The 19,018-nt window shown below is 61.6% G+C and carries 15 protein-coding genes and 1 riboswitch; of the genes, 2 read left to right on the top strand and 13 right to left on the bottom strand.

The genetic code is table 11. The features are described 5' to 3' along the window. Positions 1-32 precede the first annotated feature (32 nt). From ACP3TE_RS11810 to ACP3TE_RS11765, 10 genes are all read right to left on the bottom strand, one after another. A complete protein-coding gene (locus ACP3TE_RS11810; protein ID WP_426733672.1) occupies positions 33-1,163 on the bottom strand; it encodes a hypothetical protein in 1,131 nt (376 codons plus the stop codon). A gap of 140 nt (positions 1,164-1,303) precedes the next feature. Further along, a complete protein-coding gene (locus ACP3TE_RS11805; protein WP_332485866.1) occupies positions 1,304-2,413 on the bottom strand; it encodes an NADH:flavin oxidoreductase/NADH oxidase in 1,110 nt (369 codons plus the stop codon). A 58-nt stretch (positions 2,414-2,471) separates the two neighbouring features. Beyond that, entirely contained in the window at positions 2,472-3,827 is a 1,356-nt protein-coding gene (gene mgtE / locus ACP3TE_RS11800; RefSeq protein WP_426733670.1) for a magnesium transporter, read from the bottom strand. Positions 3,828-4,243: 416 nt separating this feature from the next. Further along, entirely contained in the window at positions 4,244-5,653 is a 1,410-nt protein-coding gene (locus tag ACP3TE_RS11795) for an L-serine ammonia-lyase (protein WP_105657073.1), read from the bottom strand. Positions 5,654-5,838: 185 nt separating this feature from the next. After that, positions 5,839-7,161 (bottom strand): serine hydroxymethyltransferase, encoded by a 1,323-nt coding sequence (gene glyA, locus ACP3TE_RS11790; protein WP_426733667.1) that lies wholly within the window; start codon positions 7,159-7,161, stop codon positions 5,839-5,841. Beyond that, entirely contained in the window at positions 7,161-7,541 is a 381-nt protein-coding gene (gene gcvH, locus ACP3TE_RS11785; RefSeq protein WP_105659073.1) for a glycine cleavage system protein GcvH, read from the bottom strand. The genes glyA and gcvH overlap by 1 nt, the downstream gene beginning before the upstream one ends. Before the next feature lie 60 nt (positions 7,542-7,601). Beyond that, positions 7,602-8,729 (bottom strand): glycine cleavage system aminomethyltransferase GcvT, encoded by a 1,128-nt coding sequence (gcvT, locus tag ACP3TE_RS11780; protein ID WP_426733665.1) that lies wholly within the window; start codon positions 8,727-8,729, stop codon positions 7,602-7,604. 13 nt (positions 8,730-8,742) lie between these two features. After that, positions 8,743-11,589 carry an aminomethyl-transferring glycine dehydrogenase gene (gene gcvP / locus ACP3TE_RS11775; protein ID WP_133834845.1) on the bottom strand — a complete coding sequence of 949 codons (2,847 nt, stop codon included), beginning with the start codon at positions 11,587-11,589 and terminating at the stop codon, positions 8,743-8,745. Positions 11,590-11,753: 164 nt separating this feature from the next. Next, a riboswitch (glycine riboswitch) is annotated at positions 11,754-11,851 on the bottom strand. A gap of 102 nt (positions 11,852-11,953) precedes the next feature. Then, positions 11,954-12,730 carry an SGNH/GDSL hydrolase family protein gene (locus tag ACP3TE_RS11770; RefSeq protein WP_426736227.1) on the bottom strand — a complete coding sequence of 259 codons (777 nt, stop codon included), beginning with the start codon at positions 12,728-12,730 and terminating at the stop codon, positions 11,954-11,956. A gap of 47 nt (positions 12,731-12,777) precedes the next feature. Then, entirely contained in the window at positions 12,778-13,941 is a 1,164-nt protein-coding gene (locus tag ACP3TE_RS11765; RefSeq protein WP_426733663.1) for a serine hydrolase domain-containing protein, read from the bottom strand. 274 nt (positions 13,942-14,215) lie between these two features. Between ACP3TE_RS11765 and ACP3TE_RS11760 the strand changes: the two genes are divergently transcribed. After that, a complete protein-coding gene (locus ACP3TE_RS11760; protein WP_402695774.1) occupies positions 14,216-15,664 on the top strand; it encodes an APC family permease in 1,449 nt (482 codons plus the stop codon). Between the two features lie 63 nt (positions 15,665-15,727). Here ACP3TE_RS11760 and ACP3TE_RS11755 read toward each other — a convergent pair whose 3' ends face one another. Beyond that, a complete protein-coding gene (locus ACP3TE_RS11755) occupies positions 15,728-16,639 on the bottom strand; it encodes an RNase H family protein (protein ID WP_426733661.1) in 912 nt (303 codons plus the stop codon). Positions 16,640-16,756: 117 nt separating this feature from the next. Between ACP3TE_RS11755 and ACP3TE_RS11750 the strand changes: the two genes are divergently transcribed. Beyond that, positions 16,757-17,065: a hypothetical protein gene (locus tag ACP3TE_RS11750; protein ID WP_388025222.1), complete on the top strand. Its 309-nt coding sequence runs from the start codon at positions 16,757-16,759 to the stop codon at positions 17,063-17,065. A gap of 69 nt (positions 17,066-17,134) precedes the next feature. On the opposite strand, the gene ACP3TE_RS11745 is transcribed toward ACP3TE_RS11750, so the two are convergent. After that, on the bottom strand, positions 17,135-18,244 hold the full coding sequence (locus ACP3TE_RS11745; RefSeq protein WP_332595049.1) for a glutathione S-transferase family protein: 1,110 nt from the start codon (positions 18,242-18,244) through the stop codon (positions 17,135-17,137). Between the two features lie 124 nt (positions 18,245-18,368). Then, a complete protein-coding gene (locus ACP3TE_RS11740; protein ID WP_332489107.1) occupies positions 18,369-18,944 on the bottom strand; it encodes an NADPH-dependent FMN reductase in 576 nt (191 codons plus the stop codon). Positions 18,945-19,018: the final 74 nt, after the last annotated feature.

The following is a 19,018-nucleotide window of genomic DNA, read 5'->3' as shown; positions in this document are numbered from 1 at the left end:
TCCCGTGCGGATCGTTTCTTCTAGTGAACTGTTCAGGATTTGGCCCAGCGCAGCAAGGCTGCGATTCCCGCACCGTCAGGAATCACCGAATCCGGTACATAGCGAATGCTGGCATCGGTTAGCGCGGTGGCGCGCAGGAGCACTTCTGGCGCCGGCCATTCCCCGACGACCAACTCTGCATGGTCATCTCCATCCTGATGGGCAATCCATGGTTCGGCGCTCAAGGCGCGAAGGGTATGCTCGCTTTGGTACTGTCCAACCAGCACCATTTCGGCTTGCGCCGATTGGAGCGCAGTGACAACTTCATCGAGTCCGACAGCAAGCTGCGCCTTGCCGTTGCCGGACTGCGCAGCGATCTTCGATTCCAATTCAGCCAGGGATTTGGCTTTCACTTCCTCTACAAGCTTGGTGATTTGGGCATCGACTTGCTTGGTGTCCGCACCCCCGGTGCGCGTATGCGAGTCGATGACTTCTACATAGTCCTTGAGCGCCACGGGTACTGCCCCGAGCACTAGTTCACGAGCCTTGATGTCGCCCGAAAGAATGATCAGGCGGACGTAGTTCTCGTTGGACATTTCACTGATCAGCTCGGCAACTTCGTCAGCGTTTCGACGAGCCATCTCATCGGCGGCGGCCTGCGCCTTGGGCTGGTCGTATTCCCCGGGCACCTTGCGTGCATGGTGGATTTCCTCGGGCAACCCGACGATGCCACGGCTGCCCAGGCGTTCAGGTGACGCCGTATTGTAGAGGTGCACCTCGCCTCCGTCCTTGCTGACTTCAGCTACGAGGTAGGAGAACGATCCGCCACGGGCGCGGGCCAGCGCCGTGAAGTTCGGGAACGGACCCACATCAACCGATGAAGTTTGGACCTTGAGGCCTGGGATGATTTCGTTCAGGACGATTTCACCGTCATGAACAGCTACGAACCGTGCTACCGGTGCTCGCAGTCCCTGGGCTGGCTCCAGTGCGCCGATCAGTACTTGGACATCGCTGGGCTGCGCCTGCTGGCTCTTGAGCAGCTTGGCTACCTCGTCCGGAAGCCGATCTGCTGCTTCCTGGGCGGCAGTGGTTCCCAACGATGCATCCACGAGAGCTGTGCTCCACGAGCCGTTTCTCCGGTAGAGCGAAGCGTCGATTCCATTAGAATCCGCGCGTAGTGCCATGCTGACTCCCTTCCGCACGCGACCCTTGGCCGCGGTGCGACTAGATCCGTGGCACTAACCTAACATCACTATTCAGTGGCTGGAAGAGGTAACCAGAAACTATGTCGTTGTTTGGATGAAATCAGCATGGCAACTTGCGTTTACCAGCGGCCGCGCCAGTATTGGGCGGGGAATGCCATCGGTGCACCCAATTCCTGCGCCGAACGGTTAGCCCACTGCGGATCGCCCAGTGCAGCGCGCCCAACGCAGACGCCGTCCGCTTGCCCGGTCACGACGATCTGCTCTGCCTGCATCGGCTCGGTGATGACGCCGACCGCGGTAACGAAGGCATCCTGGGGCAGCGCTTCCTTCACTGCCTGAGCCAACGGCACTTGGTAGCCCGGACCAGACGGTCCGTTGAACTTGCCAATTCCTGCACTGGAGAGGTCGAAGTGGCGCACACCGTAGCCGTAGAGTTCCTTGGCGATCCGAACGGTGTCAGCAATGCTCCATCCATCGTCCACCCAGTCTTCTCCGGAGAAGCGAATGCCCAGGGCCTTGTTTTCCGGCCACACGGCAGCCACTGCCTCGATGACTTCACGCAGGTATCGAGTGCGGTTCTCGAAGCTGCCACCGTATTCGTCGGTGCGCTTATTGGTCAGCGGCGACAGGAATTGGTGCACCAGGTAGCCGTGCGCGGCATGGATCTGGATCAGGTCGAATCCGGCCGCGTCGGCACGCTTGGCCGCATCAGCCCAGTCCTGCACCGATGCCTGGATCTGTTCCACGCTCATCGCGGTAGCTGGCTTCAGCCCGTAGAGCTCGCTGGGCGAGGAAGTGAAGGTTTCCCAGCCGCCATCGTCCGCGCTGATGCTGCCGGATTTTCCAGCGTCTTCAAGATCCTTGAGCCAGCCATAGGTCGATGCCTTGGCTCCGGCGTGCGCCAGCTGCACGCCGGCGGCTGCCCCATGGGAGCGGATATATTGGGCAATCGGTTTCCAAGCTTCGGCCTGCTCGTCATTCCACAGGCCGGTATCGCGATCCGAGATCCTGCCTTCAGCTGCCACCGCAGTTGCTTCGGCGATCACCAAGGAGTATCCGCCATGGGCCATGGAACCCAGATGAGCCAAGTGCCAGGTCGTTGGAACGCCGTCGCGTTTTTCCACGGAATACTGGCACATCGGCGGAAGCACGACGCGGTTGCGAAGCTTCAGGCCTTCTCCGCTTCTGGCTGGGACGGTAAATTCAGTAAAGAGCTTGCTATGAGGCATACCTGTTACGACACTGGGGTGCGCGAATTTATTCCGCGCACCCCAGTGCAGCTGCAGGCTATCCAAGAATCAGCACGGCCACCGACAGGTAGACGATCAGCCCGGCGGCATCCACGAAGGTTGAAATGAAGGGGTTGGAAAATACCGCAGGATCAACCTTGAAGTATTTACCGATGATCGGCATCACCCCTCCGACAGCGGCAGCAATGCTGCACAGCGCCACCAGGCTGATGCCTATCACCAATCCGATGCGCAGTTCGAAAATGCTCCCGGCCACCACCAGCGCTATGGCGCCCAGGCACAGTCCCAGGACCGCTCCGATTCGCACCTCGCGCATCAGCACCCGCCAGAAGTCGCTTCCCCGCACGTCCCCCATGGCCAGCGCACGGGTGACAGTGGTCGCCGCCTGGTTGCCGGTGTTCCCGCCAATGCCCACGATCAAGGGGATGAACAAGCTGAGCACCACCATCGACTCCAGTGTCTGCTCGAAACTGGACAGCACCTTGACCGTCAAGGTGGCGCCGATAGCCAGGACCAGCAGCCAGATGACGCGCGCCTTTACCAGGTGGCGCAATGGCGTCCCCAGGTAAGGGCGGAAGAGCGGATCCGTTCCGGAGCCGTACGCGGAGCGGCGCTCTTCGGCATCCTCCAGGATCCCGATCGCCATGGGCAAGGTCAGCACTCCCAGCAGGCGATCTTCCCGATCAAGCACCGGGAGCATCCCTGCCTTCCGATCCACCACCACGCGTGCCGCGCTCGTCTCCGGCTCGCAGGCTTGGACGACCGGGCTCTGGGTGCACAGTTCTCCGATCGTTGACCCGGCCGGCTCGGTGAGCAGCTCGCTGAGCTTGATGGTGCCAAGCAGCCGGCGTTCATCATCGATCACCAGGATGTGCTGCGCGTTCTCGCAGTTCCCGAGACGTGCGCTGATGCGTTCCAGGGTTTCGGCCACAGACAGCTGCGGGTGGGTGGAGATGAAATCCGGGGACATCGCCCTGCCGGTGCTTGATTCCGGATATCCCAGCAGGATTCCGGTTTCCTGGCGCTTGGCCTTCGGCAGCCCTGCCAGCAGTTTCGTGGCCACGATCGCTGGCAGTTCATCGAGCAGCGCTACCCGTCCCGCGGCGGGGAGTTGGGCGAAGGCATCGATGACGGTCTGCGACTGCAGCGCCCGTACCAGGTCGGCTTGCACCGGGGCGTCGAGTTCCTGGAAGACCAGTACCGCGGCCTGCTTGTCCAGCAGCCGGTAGGCCAGGGCAGCCTCGGTGGCATCCAGTGCTTCGAGGTGCTCAATGGTCTCGGCGATGTGCAGACTGCCCAGCAGCCCTGCCGCGAGCTGGAATTCTGCGTGATTGAGATGGGAGCGCAAGGCTCGCGAAATAGTAGAGAAGTCTACCTTTTCTGGAGAAAACATGATTTTGGTCCAAATGGTTCATTTGGCGCGTGAATGCAAGCCTGCCAGCAACTTCTCACCGCTTGATCACCCCATGAATACAGGGAGATAAATCAGTCAGTATTTGCGTGCAGGACCAGGCGCCGGTGACATGTACAAGAGTCACGAACTCGTTGGGATCCCATGGCAGGATGCTGCCAGATTCGGCTGATTCGGCTACGAGCGTCCGGGTGAGTTCGTGTGCATAGATCGACTAGAACTGTCTTCCACGACACTCACCTCCTCGAAACTGGTTTGCGCTAGCGCGCATTGGGCCTAGTCCCAGTTCTATCAGCTATGGCTGGGAATTGCCGGACTTGGGGGCCAAGATCACATTTAAAAAGTTCGGGAGACCCGCAGTGCAGGCCTCCCGAACTGGGTCATGCGTTACTGGGAAATCAGCATTCCACCACGTTGACGGCCAGGCCGCCCATCGCAGTTTCCTTGTACTTGTCGCTCATGTCCTTGCCGGTTTCGCGCATGGTGATAATGACTTCATCCAAGGTGACGTGGTGTTCGCCGTCGCCCATCAGCGCCATCTTCGCCGCGTTCACTGCCTTGGAAGCAGCGATGGCGTTGCGTTCGATGCAAGGGATCTGGACCAGTCCGCCGATCGGGTCGCAGGTCAGGCCAAGGTTGTGTTCCATGGCGATTTCCGCTGCGTTCTCTACCTGCGCTGGGGTGCCGCCAAGAATTTCGGCCAGGCCGCCAGCAGCCATCGATGATGCCGAACCGACTTCGCCCTGGCAGCCGACTTCGGCGCCGGAGATCGATGCCTGCTCCTTGTACAGCACGCCGACGGCACCAGCGGTGAGCAGGAAGCGTACGACAGCGTCGTGTTTTTCCTCCTCATTCCAGTACTTTGCGCCCGGTGCGTAGTGGGTGGCGTAGAACAGCACGGCTGGGATGATGCCCGCTGCGCCGTTGGTCGGAGCGGTGACCACGCGTCCGCCGGAGGCGTTCTCCTCATTGACGGCCAGCGCAACGAGGTTGATCCATTCCTGCCAGTAGACCGGATCCCGGTCCTTGTCTTCCTTGCGCAGGCGTTCATGCCATTCCGGCGCACGGCGGCGAACTTTCAAGCCGCCGGGCAGCACGCCGGTGCGTTCCAGCGCGGAATCCTTGCAGTCTTCCATCACTTCGTAGATGTGGACCAGGCCGTTGCGGATCTCGTCGCGGGACCGGTAAGCCATTTCGTTGGCCATCATGATGTCGGCAATGGACAGGCCGGTTTCCTTCACATGTTCCAGCAGCTTGGCTGCCGTGGTGAAGGGATAGGGCTGCTTGTTCAGCTTCTCTTCGAGGTTCTTCTCGATGCGGTCTTCGGCGCCTTCGCGCACGATGAAGCCGCCGCCTACGGAGAAGAAGGTCTCGTTGGCGATTTCGTTGCCGTCAGCGTCGAGGGCAATGAACTTCACGCCGTTGGTGTGGCGTGGCAGTACGGTGAGCGGATGCTGGATCATGTCTTCGACCTTGTAGTTCAGGTCCTTGCGCTGATCAAGCTGTTCGGCCAGGTGGAGGATTCCAGTGGCTTCCATGTCCGCCAGACGGTCATCGACCTGTGATGGCAGCACGGTTTCAGGTTCGAAGCCTTCAAGCCCCAGCATGATGGCAGTGAAGGTGCCGTGGCCGCGTCCGGTAGCGGCCAGGGATCCGTAGACATCAACACGGATATTTTCCAGTGCGTCCAGTTGGCCTTCTCGGATTACTTGGGCAATGAATGCGTGTGCTGCACGCATTGGTCCCACGGTATGGCTGGAAGACGGTCCGATGCCAACCGAGAAAAGATCGAATACGCTAACCGCCATAGCGGGTCACATCCTTAGAACTTGGGTAATCCGAGAGCTTCTGCCCCGGATCTGTGGAGTGTGGTTCCAGAGGCTTGCGGCCACCGCACGTACCGTGCAGCGCCTGGACCTCTGGATGTTGAAAGACCGCGGGCCCGAAAAGCGAGTATTTCCACCTTCCGGGCCCACATCCTAATCAGATGATGCTACTCGGAAACCTTAGCCAGTTCCGGGTACAGCGGGTGGGCCGCGGCAAGCTTCAGAACACGATCCTTCAGCTCCGGCAACACCGCCGTATTACCCTCAGCACCAGCAATCAACGTCTGTGCAATGATCTCCGCAACCTCAGCGAACGCAGCCTCCGAGAAACCACGGGTAGCCAACGCCGGAGTACCAATACGCAACCCCGAAGTCACCATCGGCGGACGAGGATCAAACGGCACCGAATTGCGGTTCACCGTGATCTCCACCTGAGCCAAAAGATCCTCACCCTGCTGCCCATCCAACTCGCTATTACGCAAGTCAACGAGCACCATGTGAACATCCGTGCCACCAGTCAAAACGCTGATGCCCTTGGCCACAACATCTTCCTGGGTCAAGCGCTCAGCCAAGATGCGGGCACCAGCCAAGGTCCGCTCCTGGCGCTCCTTGAACTCCGGCGAAGCAGCAATCTTGAACGCCACCGCCTTGCCAGCAATCACATGCTCCAACGGACCACCCTGCTGGCCAGGGAACACCGCCGAGTTCAACTTCTTCGCAATCTCCGCATCATTCGACAGAATGATGCCGCCACGAGGACCAGCCAACGTCTTATGCGTCGTGGAAGTCACCACATGAGCATGCGGCACCGGCGAAGGATGCAACCCAGCGGCCACCAGGCCAGCAAAGTGCGCCATATCCACGAACAAGTACGCGCCAACCTTGTCAGCAATCTCGCGGAAACGCTGGAAATCCAGCTGGCGCGGGTACGCCGACCAGCCAGCAACAATCATCTTCGGCTGATGCTCAACCGCAAGGCGCTCCACCTCGTCCATGTCCACCTCATAGGTTTCCTCATCCACACCGTAAGGCACGATGTTGAACAGGCGGCCCGAGAAGTTCAGCTTCATGCCGTGGGTCAGGTGGCCACCGTGGTTCAGGTTCAGCCCCAGCACGGTATCGCCCGGACGCACCAGCGCGTGGTACACCGACGCGTTAGCCTGCGCACCCGAGTGCGGCTGCACGTTGGCGAACTTCGCCCCGAACAGCTCCTTGAGCCGCTCAATAGCCAACGTCTCGATGACATCAACTTCCTCGCAACCGCCATAGTAGCGGCGGCCCGGGTAGCCCTCGGCATACTTGTTGGTCAGTACCGAACCCTGCGCCTGCATGATTGCCTGCGCAGTGTGGTTCTCCGAAGCGATCATTTCCAGGCCGCGCTGCTGGCGAGCCAGCTCAGCGTCAATACGCTGCGCGATCTCCGGGTCCAGCGAAGCCAGCGACTGGGTCAACGTTGCAGCGGCAACGGATTCAAAAGTCTGGTTGCTCATTACTCGACGTTTCCACCGTTCGCGCTTGCGTAGTCAGCTGCCGAAAGCAGCGGACCCTCTTCGGCGACCTCAACGGTGAACAGCCAGCCGGCACCGTATGGGTCTTCGTTCAGGATGCCTGGGTTGTCCACTGCCTCGTCGTTGATGGCAACGATGGTGCCGGTCACTGGCGAGTACAGGTCGGAAACCGACTTGGTGGACTCGACTTCGCCACAGGTCTCGCCTGCGGTAACGGAGTCGCCGACCTCTGGCAGGTCGACGTAGACCACGTCGCCCAGGGCGTCGGCGGCAACCTGGGTGATGCCGATCTTTGCTGGGGACGATGCATCGATCCACTCGTGTTCGGCCGAGTAGCGCAATGACGAAAGAACTTTACTCACGGTATTTCCTCTCCCAAGGGAATTAGCGGGCGATTTGCTTAGCCCTACTGATGTTTAACGTTACTTGGCTCGGGTGTAGAACGGCAGTTCGACTACGACAAAAGGCAAAGTCTTACCACGCAGGTCTACCTCCAGCTCGGTTCCCACTGCACCGAATTCGGCGTCGACATAACCCAGTGCAACCGGGTAGCCCAGGGTTGGCGAAGGCTGGCCGGAGGTGATTTCACCGATGGTTGCGCCGTCCTTGACGATGGCGTAGCCGCCGCGGCCGGCGCGCTTGCCCAGGCCCTTGAGGCCGACGAGCTTGCGTGGCGGGGTCGCACCGCGCAACGCTTCCAGGGCTTCGCGGCCCACGAAGTCCTCTTCCTTCTTGAAGGAGACCACCGGGCCGAATCCGGCATCGAACGGGGTGCGTTCCAGGGACAGCTCGTTGCCGTACAGCGGCATGCCGGCTTCAAGGCGCAGCGAGTCGCGGGCAGCCAGGCCGCAAGGAACCAGCTCGTGGTCCTTGCCGGCGTCAACGCTCTTTTCCCAGAGGGCTGCCGCATCCTCGTTTTCGATGATCAGCTCGAAGCCGTCTTCGCCGGTGTAGCCGGTGCGGGCCAGCAGCACGTCGATGCCGCCGAGCACCACCTTCACCGCAGCGTAGTACTTCAGCTCGGTGACAGCCTGGGCGGTTGCTTCGTCGGCGGCCAGCTTGCGCACAATCGCCTCGGCGTTCGGTCCCTGGACGGCGATCAGCGACTGGCGGTCCGAAGCGTCGTCCACGACGACGTCGAAGCCGGCGGCGCGGGCAGCCAGCTCGGCGGCAACCACCGGGGCGTTGCCGGCGTTGGGCACGACGAGGAACTTCTCCTCTTCCAGGCGGTAGACGATCAGGTCATCGATGATCTTGCCCTCGGCGTCAAGGATCAGCGAGTACTTCGCCTTGCCGACCTTCATGATGCTCAGGTTCCCTGCCAGGGCGGTGTTCAGCGCCTTGCCGGCTTCCGGGCCGGAGAGGTAGACCTCGCCCATGTGGGACAGGTCGAACAGGCCAGCGGTGGAGCGCACGGCCTTGTGCTCTGCCAGTTCCGATCCGTACTTCAACGGCATGTCCCAGCCGCCGAAGTCGGTGAAGTTGGCGCCGAGAGCTTCGTGCTGCGCGTGCAGCGCGGTGTGCTTGAGTGCTTGGGTAGTCTCAGTCATCTCTAACTCTTCCTTAGTCTTCGAAGGCTTCGGGAGCCGGGCAGGAGCAGATCAGGTTGCGGTCGCCACCGGCGCCGTCGATGCGGCCCACGGTTGGGAAGTACTTGTCGAACTTCAGCGCCGGGACCGGGAAGGCCGCCTGCTCGACCGAGTACTTGCGGTCCCACTTGCTGTTGACCACAGCGGAGACCGTGTGCGGAGCGTTGCGCAATGGGGACTCCTCGATGCTGTAGGCACCGGAGAGGACCTCGTCCATTTCCTGGCGGATGGTGATCATCGCTTCAATGAAGCGCTCGATCTCGGCCAGGTCCTCGGATTCGGTGGGCTCCACCATCAGGGTGCCTGCCACAGGGAAGGACAGGGTCGGCGCGTGGAAACCGAAGTCGATCAGGCGCTTGGCCACGTCCTCGGCGGTGACCCCGGTCTTGGCGGTCAGTTCACGCAGGTCCAGAATGCACTCGTGGGCAACCAGGTCCTTGTTGCCGGTGAACAGTACCGGGAAGTGCTCGTTCAGGCGCTTGGCAATGTAGTTCGCGTTCAGGATCGCGTGCTTGGTGGCTTCGGTCAAGCCGTCCCCGCCCATCATCGCGATGTAGGCCCAGGAGATCGGCAGGACGCCGGCCGAGCCGAAAGCGGTCGCCACCACCGGCACGCCATCACGCTCGGAGTAGGTGCCCGAAGCATCGCCTGGCAGGAATGGCAGCAGGTGCTCGCCAACGCCGATTGGGCCTACGCCTGGACCGCCACCGCCGTGCGGGATGCAGAAGGTCTTGTGCAGGTTCAGGTGCGACACGTCGCCGCCGAACTTGCCTGGCTGGGCCAGGCCAACCATGGCGTTCATGTTCGCGCCATCGATGTACACCTGGCCGCCGGCGGCGTGGACCTTGTCGCAGACCTCGCGCACGTCGGAGTCGTAGACGCCGTGGGTGGATGGGTAGGTGATCATGATGGCTGCAAGGACGTCCTTGTTGGCCTCGATCTTGGCATCCAGGTCATTCGCGTCGATGGTGCCATCGGCTGCGGTCTTCACGACCACCACGCGCATCCCGGCCAGCACTGCCGACGCGGCATTGGTGCCGTGGGCCGAAGCCGGAATCAGGCACAGATCGCGCTGGCCTTCGCCGCGCGAACGGTGGTAGTCCGAGATGGCCAGCAGGCCCGCGTATTCGCCCTGCGAGCCGGCGTTGGGCTGGATCGAAACGCCAGCGTAGCCGGTGATTGCGGTCAGGCGCCCTTCCAGGTCGGTGATCAGCTCGCGCCAGCCCTCGGTCTGCGCTGCAGGCGCGTAGGGGTGGATCGAGGCGAATTCCGGCCAGGTGATGGATTCCATTTCGGCGGCCGAGTTCAGCTTCATGGTGCACGAACCCAGCGGGATCATGGTGCGGTCCAGGGCCAGGTCGCGGTCCGAGAGCCGGCGCAGGTAGCGCATCATCTGGGTTTCGGAGGAGATGGTGTTGAAGATCGGGTGGGTCATGAAGTCGCTGGTGCGCACCTGCCCTGCCGGGATCTCGAAGCCTTCCGGAGCCGAGAGCTCTGCGCCGAAGACCTCAAGCAGGGTCTTGACTACGCCCGAGGTGGTGGCCTCGTCGGTGGAGATGCCCACCTGGGTCTCGCCCACCTTGCGCAGGTTGATGCCTGCTTCGATGGCCTTGGCAATGATGGCATCGGCGTTCTCGACGTTCACCACAACGGTGTCGAAGAAGGAGTCCGAAGCCAGGGTGTAGCCGCCGGAAACCAGCGAGCTGGCGATCACCCGGGCGTGGTTGTTGGCGCGCGAGGCGATCTGCTTCAGTCCGGCTGGGCCGTGGTAGACCGCGTACATCGAAGCGCAGATGGCCAGCAGGGCCTGTGCGGTGCAGATGTTGGAGGTGGCCTTTTCGCGGCGGATGTGCTGCTCGCGAGTCTGCAGGGCCAAGCGGTAGGCAGGGACTCCGGCGTCATCGGCCGAAACGCCCACCAGGCGTCCTGGCATGGAACGGGTCAGGCCATCGGCCACGGCCATGTAGGCAGCGTGCGGTCCGCCGAAGAACAGCGGCACGCCGAATCGCTGGGTGTTGCCCACGGCGATATCGGCACCCTGCTCGCCCGGAGGGGTGATCATGGTCAGGGCCAGCAGGTCGGCAATCACGGTAACCATGGCGCCGGCTTCCTTGGCGGCGGCGATGATCGAAGCGTGGTCCGCGATCGAGCCGTCGTTGCCAGGCTGCTGCAGGACAATGCCGGAGATCTCGCCCTCTGGCAAGCCTGCGGAAAGGTCGGCAATCTCGACTTCGAAGCCCAGCGCGTCAGCGCGGCCCTGCACGACCTTGAGGGTCTGCGGGAAGATGTTGGAGTCCAGCACGGTCTTGCCCTTGGACTTCTTCTTGTTGGCGCGGCGCATCATCAGCACGGCTTCGGCGGCGGCAGAGGATTCATCCAGCAGCGACGCGTTGGCGATGGGCAGGCCGGTCAGGTCCATGACCATGGTCTGGAAGTTCAGCAGGGCTTCGAGGCGGCCCTGGGAGATTTCCGGCTGGTACGGGGTGTAAGCGGTATACCAGGCTGGGTTTTCCACGATGTTGCGGCGGATCACGGCTGGGGTGATGGTGTCGTAGAAGCCCTGGCCGATCATCTGGGTCTTCATGACGTTCTTCGAGGCAAGCGCACGCAGGTGGGCTAGGGCTTCGGTTTCGCTCAGGGCGTCTGGGATATCCAGTGCGGAGTCCTGGCGGATGTCTGCCGGAACGGCGGTGTCGATCAGTTCTTCCAGGCTGTCGTAGCCCAGGGTCTGAAGCATGGTGGTGACGTCGGAAGGACGTGGGCCGATATGGCGTGAAACGAATTCAGTATTCGCTCGTGCCGAAGTCTGCGTGATGGTCATGGTGCTGGTATCTCCATGGGATCTGTCTTGGCGCATGCCAAAGGAAGGTCTTTTTACCTCCCCATCCCTGTTGCATAACCTGAGAGTTTTACGCATCCAGCAAACCAAGCCGGGCACTTGCACCTTCGGTGAACCGGAACGGGCCGGTTTCTTTCCAGAGTTGCCTCATGATGGCGGTACGGGTGCCTGAGAGTTTCCTGGGGAGGAATTGCTCCTACGGCGCCCGTCCATGGTGTGAACGGGACTCTCCCGCCATCCGTCTATGGCGCGCGCTGCCGGCCGGAGACCTGCAGCACACCACCATGTTACCTGCCCCGCCCCCAAGGTCAAACAGGAGCGGGGTCCGGAAAAGTCATAAATGCGTTCAGTTGGCGTCGGCAGTTAAACGGATGTAATCAGGATATTTCGCTGACAAGGAATCACCCGACGAGGTGCCGGTGATCCGGCGCTTGACCCACGGAGCCAAATGCTCTCTGGCCCAGCCCAATTCCTGCTTCAGCTTTTCGCCGCGCGAGTTCACGGCCAGTTCCGGCAGGGACGGCTGCTGGATCCTGGAGGACCAGTTTCCCTCGGTGATCCGATGGGTGCCGAGCACGTCAAGGACCTTCGAAGCCATCAGCGTGTGGCCCAGCTCGTTCATGTGCAGCCGATCCACCGCCCAGTAGCGCAGATCGGAGAATTCTCGCCACCGCCAGTAATCGGCGATCACCGCACCGTACTCGTCCGCGATTTCGCGAACCTTCTCGTTGTAAATGGCCGTGCGCGGACGGGTCTTGGAGAACAACGGTGATTCCACGGTGTCGAAACCGGTGAACAGCACGACCGCGCTTCCGGCTTCGGCAAAGCGGCTCACCATGCCTTCATAGCCGCGCATCAGCGCATCCAGGTCCGCCTTCGGGCGCAGGATGTCATTGCCGCCGGCATAGATGGTGACCAGGTCCGGGGCCAGTGCGAGCGCCTGGTCCAGCTGCTGGTTGATCACCTGCCCGATCTTCTTGCCGCGCACCGCCAGGTTGGCGTATTCCCATTCGCCTTCGGCCCAGAGCACTTCCGAAACCCGGTCCGCCCAGCCGCGGACCTGGTTGGGCCGGGTCGGATCCACATCGCCAACGCCTTCGGTGAACGAGTCACCTAGTGCCACAAACTTCTTCACTTCGCTCCTGCTTCGTTCCATTCCCGATGGGTTTACTACGCGTTGCTGCCGGCAGCCTGGGCCGACATGTTCTTCTGCATGATCAGCTGGCGGGCCAGCTGGCTGAGCTTGACTCCGGCGGAAATCTCCTTGACGCCTTCATTGCGCGAGGGGATGAATCCGAAGCCCAGCTGGTGGGCTGGATCAGCAAAGGCCAGCGAGGAGTTCGCACCGTCATGGCCGTAGGCGAAAATCGATCCGTAGTTGTTGCGCGCGGTGGCCTTCATGAACCCCAGGGCGAAGGCCTGCAGCAGTCCATTGGTCCGGTCATGGCCGTAGACCAGTTCGGTGGAAACCTGGGACCAGGTGTCGGCGGTGAGGAATCCGCGGGTGGCGCCCAGTGCCGGCACGGCACCGAATGAGGCGGCATAGATTGCGGCCAGTCCTTGGGCATTGGCGACCGCGCCCATGGATGCGGGGCCCAGTTCGCGCACCTGAGGCGCGTTGGCCAGTTCGTGCCAGTTGTAAACCGGGCCGTTTTCCAGCGCGAAACCGGAGGCCGAGTTCACCGAAAGCCCGGCCGGGGAGAACGGATCGAAGAATTCCGGTGCGGCGTCAGCGCCCGGCAGCACATCGCGGTAGCGCGATTCCAGCGCGGGGTCCTGGCCGATGTAGGCTTCGGCTCCCAGCGGCTTGCGGATGCGCTCCTCGAAGACTTCTTTCAGTTCCTTGCCGGTGACCCGGCGTACCAGTTCTTCCATGAGCACGCCCATGGTGATCGCGTGGTAGCCGACAATGTTCTGGCCAAGCGGCCAGACGCTTGGCATGGAAGCGAGCACCTTGGCGTATTCGGCGGAGTTCAAGAGGATCTCGCTGGGCACGCCCCCGGGCACACCGAGCACTCCCGCTTGGTGGCTGAGCACCTCGCCGACGGTGAGCTGGGATTTCCCGTTGTCCCCGAATTCCGGCCAGTAGGTGGCCATTGGCGCGTTCGGATCAATCAGCCCATCTTGCACGAGCAGTGCCACGACCAGCGCGCCTAGGCCCTTGGTGCAGGAGAAGACACAGGTCAGCGCGTCACCAGAGAGGTGCTCGCCGACGCTGTGGCTGAGCACCAATTCGCCGCGGTGGTACAGGGCCAGCTGCGCCGAATAGCCTTCTTCCTCAGCGGCTCGCGCCTCTAGTGCTTCCGCCAAGGGCGCGAAATCTTCAGTGATCACCGATTGCATCTAAATCCTTTAAAGTGCTTGTCTCTCATCAACTAACCCTAACCGCTTCGGCCCCACGACCCGGTGGTTCCACACGCTGACCCGACACCTAGCATATAGGTACGTCAGCTCACAGCATTGGCTTGTTTTAGCCACTAATCGACATTTCACTACCGCTGGACCCCAACTTCTGTGAGCCAGCCTTGAAGCCGGTTTGCCCACTTCATGCGCTGACCCTAAAGTTGTAATGTTTGCCTACAAAATTGAAGGAGATGATCTCGATCGCATGACTGTGAACAGTGACACGGCCGTTACCGACGGCAAAGAAACAGAACTCCGCAGGGTGATTGGCCCGAAGCTGCTGCTATTCCTCATCATGGGCGATATCATCGGCGCCGGAATTTTCGCCATCACCGGCAAAGTTGCCGGCCAGGTGGGCGGAGCCGCCTGGCTGCCGTTCCTGATCGCTTTCACGATCGCGACCCTCACCGCCTTCAGCTACCTCGAACTGGTGACCAAATACCCGCACGCGGCCGGTGCCGCCTTGTACATCCACAAGGCATTCGGCATCCACTTCGTCACCTTCCTGGTGGCGTTCACCGTGGCTTGCTCGGGCATCACCAGTGCCGCCACCTCGGCCACCTTGGTGGGGCGCAACCTGCTCATTGGCATTGGCCAGTTTGTCGAGGGTGTTCCCAACACCCCGGAAGCGGGCATGTGGGCAGCTATTGCGATCATCGTGATCCTCGCAGTGATCAACTTCCGCGGCGTGGGCGAGAGCGTGAAGTTCAACCTCGTGCTGACCATAGTTTCGCTGGCCATCATGGCCGCGATCATCGGCATCGGCTTCGCGGTGATCGCCTCGGGCCAGGGTGACATTTCCCGCCTGGTGGTCTTCGAGACCCCCACCGACCGCAGCGTCTTCGCCGCCGTGACCATGGGTACTGCCATTGCGTTCTTCGCGATGGTGGGCTTCGAGGATTCGGTGAACCTGGTTGAGGAAACCAAGAATCCCAAGAAGACCTTCCCGAAGATCATGCTCATCGGCCTGGGCATCTGCGCCTTGATCTACATGCTGGTGGCCGTCACGGTCATCATGGTGATCCCGACCGGCGATCTGCTGAACCCGAAGAACCCGGATGCCGGCATCCTGCTGGATGTTGTGCGCATCGGCCTGCCGAACCTGCCAGTTGACGCGATCTTCCCGTTCTTGACCGTCTTCGCGGTGGTCAACACCGCGCTGATGAACATGCTGATGGCTAGCCGCCTGCTCTACGGCATGGCCCGCCAAGGCGTGCTGCCGCAGTTCCTGGGCAAGGTGCATTCGACCCGACGCTCGCCATGGGCTGCGATCCTGTTCAGCACCGTGCTGGCCATCGCCTTGGTGGTCTACGTGAACTTGAGCAACGGAAGCAGCATTGTCGGCTCGCTGGGCGGCACGACCGCGCTGCTGTTGTTGTGCGTGTTCGCCGTAGTCAACGTAGCCCTGCTGGTGCTGCGCCGCGACAAGCCGGAACCCGATGCGTTCCGCGCTCCAACGATCATCCCGATCCTCGGCGTGTTCTTCTGCCTGTTCCTTGCCGGCCCATGGGCTCGTTCGCGTGAAGACTGGGTCCAGTACGAGATTGCCGGCCTGCTGCTGGTCATCGGCGTGCTGCTGTGGGCCGTGACCTGGTTGGTCAACCGGATCAACTACAAGAAGGGCGTCATCGAAACCCGCCCGGGACAGTACTGATCCCAAACCGTTAAAGCAGTGATGCCCGCCATTTGGCGGGCATCACTGCTTTAAGCGTGTTTTCTATGCGGTCTGCTCGACCGTTTCCTGGCGGAACCGAAGCTTCAGGCCGCCTTCGGTGCTCTGCCACCAGGAAGATACGACAAGCACCGGGCCCTCTGCAGGCTTCATGCGGTACGCGAGCAGCACCATCTGGGCATCCACTTCCCGGGCCGCAAGGACCTGCACCGCACCGGTACTGGGCAGGCTCGCCCCGGATTCCAGCATGGCCCGGACCGTGGCCACATCCAGCAGGCCGCCATGGCGAGTCACTTCCTGGTAGCCCGGATGCAGGAAGTCGTTGAGTTCCGCGAAACTGGTGCGGATCTGCGGGTCGAGGAAACCTTGTTCCAGTTCGAAGACGGTGGCCGCGATGTCCACGCCGGGTTCCGGTGCGGCGGCGGGTTGCCCGCCGGGTGCCAGCACGGCATCTTCAGCCGCTGGAGCTTTGGAAGCCGCTGGGCCGCCGACTGCGGTGTAGCCCGGTCCGGCCTCTACTACAGAGCCCTGCTGGTGCGCGGTCGCAGCCGCACGCGCATGGCCGTCAGCAGCTTCATTCAGCTCATGTCCGGCATGGCCCTTGACCCACTCGAAGGTGTACTTGCGCCCGGCAATGGCCCGGTCAAGTTCCTTGAGGATGTCCTGGTTCAAGACCGGTTTGCCGTCGGCCTTTTTCCAGCCCTTCTTCTTCCAACCCGGCATCCACTTGCTGATGCAGTTGATCGCATACTGCGAATCGCACAGGATCCTGAGTTCTTCTTCTGGCAGGTGCTCGGTGGCCCGGAAGAGTTCGAGCACCGCTTGGAGCTCCCCCATGTTGTTGGTTCCGTGGTCCCAACCGCCAGCGGCCCAGTTGTCCTGGTCCACGTACCAGGCCCAACCTGCCGGTCCGGGGTTTCCTAGGGCTGATCCATCCGCAGCTGCAATGATCGTCATGCTTTAATCCTGCCACGTTGACGCCCGCACTCGGTTCCATGCATTGGGCCATGTCGCCAGCGAATACTTGCACAATGGATCACAGCATCCAGCCAGGTCCATGCCTAGGATTGGGATGTGAAGAAAATCCTGCCTGTACTGGCCACCCTGGTTCTGGTCCTGTCCGCATGCGCTGGCCCCTCGGTTGACGAGCTGCGCCAACTCGATCCCCAGGGCCATACCGCCTGCGTGCATTTTGGCGGGGGCTTGGTTGACCCCGAGGGCATCGGCGCAACGAATATGCAGAAAGCCGCTGATCATGGGGCGAAGGCCTCCACCGAACAGATCAGCGCTGCGGTGGCCGCCGATGAATCCGGGGATCCCCAAATTACTGACTTGTCCGCTTTCCAGGAAGCTTGCGAGGGGCAAGGCTTCGATTTCGAATAGGACAGATCGGCCCAGGACCCCTCGAAATAGCGGGCTCCTGAGCCGATCCGCGGCGGATCGCCAGCGCTCCTAGGCGGGGTACAACGGGTTGTGCCCGGCTTGGACCCGCTCGTCAGCCCGGACTTCGCCCGGTGCTGTACCGTTCAGGAACGGACCGCTCTCGGCCAGCTCATCTCGGCCCGGCGCTTCGAGCCAGTTCGCCAACTCCGGCCCCTTCGGGATGATCCTGGTCGGGTTGATGTCCTCATGCACCACGTAGTAGTGCGCCTTGATCTGCTCGAAGTCGATGGTGTCGCCGAAACCCGGGGTCTGGAACAAGTCCCGCGCATAGCCCCAGAGGTTCGGCATGTCGATGAGCTTGTTCCGGTTGGCCTTGAAGTGGCCATGATAGACCGGGTCGAATCGCACCAGCGTGGTGAACAGCCGGACATCGGCCTCGGTGATGTGATCACCCATCAGGAAGCGGCGGGTGCCCAGCCGATCTTCGAGGTAGTCCAAGGTGGCGAATAACCGGTCGTAGGCATCGTTGTAGGCCTGCTGGTCCCCGGCGAACCCGGCACGGTAGACGCCGTTGTTGACCTCGGTGAAAATCCGCTTGATCAGCGGAAGCATCTCATCGAGCTGGTCCTGCGCAATGAGGTCCGGGGCGCCTTCCCGGTGGAACTCCTTCCACTGCGTGGACATGTCCCAGGTGATCTGCGGGTAGTCATTGGTGACAACCGCACCGGTGGGGATATCGACGATTGCCGGCACAGTGATGCCGCGTGGATAGTCGGCAAAGCGCTTGAAGTAGTTCTCCTGGACCCGCTCGGTACCCAGGACAGGGTCCTTGCCCCCGGGGTCCAGGTCAAAGGTCCAGCTGCGTGCGTCGTGGGTTGGGCCGGGCAGTCCGACGGACAGCGCGTCTTCCAAGCCCAGCAGGCGGCGAACGATCAGGGTGCGGTTGGCCCAGGGGCACGCGCGGGCTGCGACCAGATGGTAGCGGCCAGCTTCCACCGGCCAAAGCCGGGCCCCGTCCGAAAGCCCCGCGTTGGGATGCCCGATCTTGCTGTGGCTGTTTCCCTCGCCATAGTGCTCGGCGCTGGCATCAGCGACGATGCGGTCCTGGATGTAGTTGGTGTCCCGGGTGAATTCTCCGCCGGTGACGTAGGCGCCCTTGGTCGAATATTCCTCGCTCATCGCATTCCTTCCAAAGAATTTTGAAGTCCCGTGCATAAACCATTCACCTCGAGACTATGGCAGTTGGGCAGGTATGGAAATGGCGCAATGCACTTTTCCATTCCCCCGCCGATTTCTACCCGGTCTAGGCGTTGACCGTGGCGCCTTCACGTACGGTGCGCATCGCCTTGCTCCAGGCGAGCACCTGTTCAAGCATGGGCTGCACGCTATTGGCCGACCGTTCGGTCGGAGCGAAAGCCGAGAAGTTCTCGAAGTCGGAGAATAGCGAGAACATGCCGGTCTTCTGCACGTGGGCGATCTGCAGTTCCGAGAGGATCCCGCGCAGGTGCTCCACGGCACGCGAGCCCATGGCGGAGCCGTATCCGACCATGCCGGCGGCCTTGTTGTTCAGTTCTGCATTCAGGTAGCTCAGTGCGTTGGCCAATGCAGGCTGGACGGAGTGGTTGTACTCGCCAACAATGAAAATGTATCCATCGAATTCGCTCATCTTGGCGGCGAAGGCCTTGGTGTGCCCGTTCTGGTAGTTCTGGTAGGCGGCCGGGAACGGCTCGTCGAGCATCGGCAGGTTGAACTCGACGATGTCCACCAGCTCGTAGTCGGCACCACCGAATTCCTGGGCCCTGGCCAGCACCCATTGGGCGACGCCCTGGTTGACACGTCCTGGACGGGTGGAACCGGTAACGATAGCGATCTTCGACAAGTTGCTCTCCTTGGAGTTCTCCGGCCAACAATTTAGTTGACACGTCATCTTCTCTTGCTAAATTCCACTATACA

This window comes from Glutamicibacter sp. 2E12 (assembly GCF_050030965.1).
GTDB lineage: Bacteria > Actinomycetota > Actinomycetes > Actinomycetales > Micrococcaceae > Glutamicibacter.
The sequence above is the reverse complement of the archived record's forward strand: the minus strand, read 5'-3'. Positions and strand labels throughout refer to the sequence as shown.

Excerpts from the sequence above, each read along its gene's own strand:
- ACP3TE_RS11810 (WP_426733672.1), bottom strand. The coding sequence starts at position 1,163 with ATGGCACTACGCGCGGATTCTAATGGAATCGACGCTTCGCTCTACCGG.
- ACP3TE_RS11805 (WP_332485866.1), bottom strand. The coding sequence starts at position 2,413 with ATGCCTCATAGCAAGCTCTTTACTGAATTTACCGTCCCAGCCAGAAGC.
- mgtE (WP_426733670.1), bottom strand. The coding sequence starts at position 3,827 with ATGTTTTCTCCAGAAAAGGTAGACTTCTCTACTATTTCGCGAGCCTTG.
- ACP3TE_RS11795 (WP_105657073.1), bottom strand. The coding sequence starts at position 5,653 with ATGGCGGTTAGCGTATTCGATCTTTTCTCGGTTGGCATCGGACCGTCT.
- glyA (WP_426733667.1), bottom strand. The coding sequence starts at position 7,161 with ATGAGCAACCAGACTTTTGAATCCGTTGCCGCTGCAACGTTGACCCAG.
- gcvT (WP_426733665.1), bottom strand. The coding sequence starts at position 8,729 with ATGACTGAGACTACCCAAGCACTCAAGCACACCGCGCTGCACGCGCAG.
- gcvP (WP_133834845.1), bottom strand. The coding sequence starts at position 11,589 with ATGACCATCACGCAGACTTCGGCACGAGCGAATACTGAATTCGTTTCA.
- ACP3TE_RS11760 (WP_402695774.1), top strand. The coding sequence starts at position 14,216 with ATGACTGTGAACAGTGACACGGCCGTTACCGACGGCAAAGAAACAGAA.
- ACP3TE_RS11755 (WP_426733661.1), bottom strand. The coding sequence starts at position 16,639 with ATGACGATCATTGCAGCTGCGGATGGATCAGCCCTAGGAAACCCCGGA.
- ACP3TE_RS11745 (WP_332595049.1), bottom strand. The coding sequence starts at position 18,244 with ATGAGCGAGGAATATTCGACCAAGGGCGCCTACGTCACCGGCGGAGAA.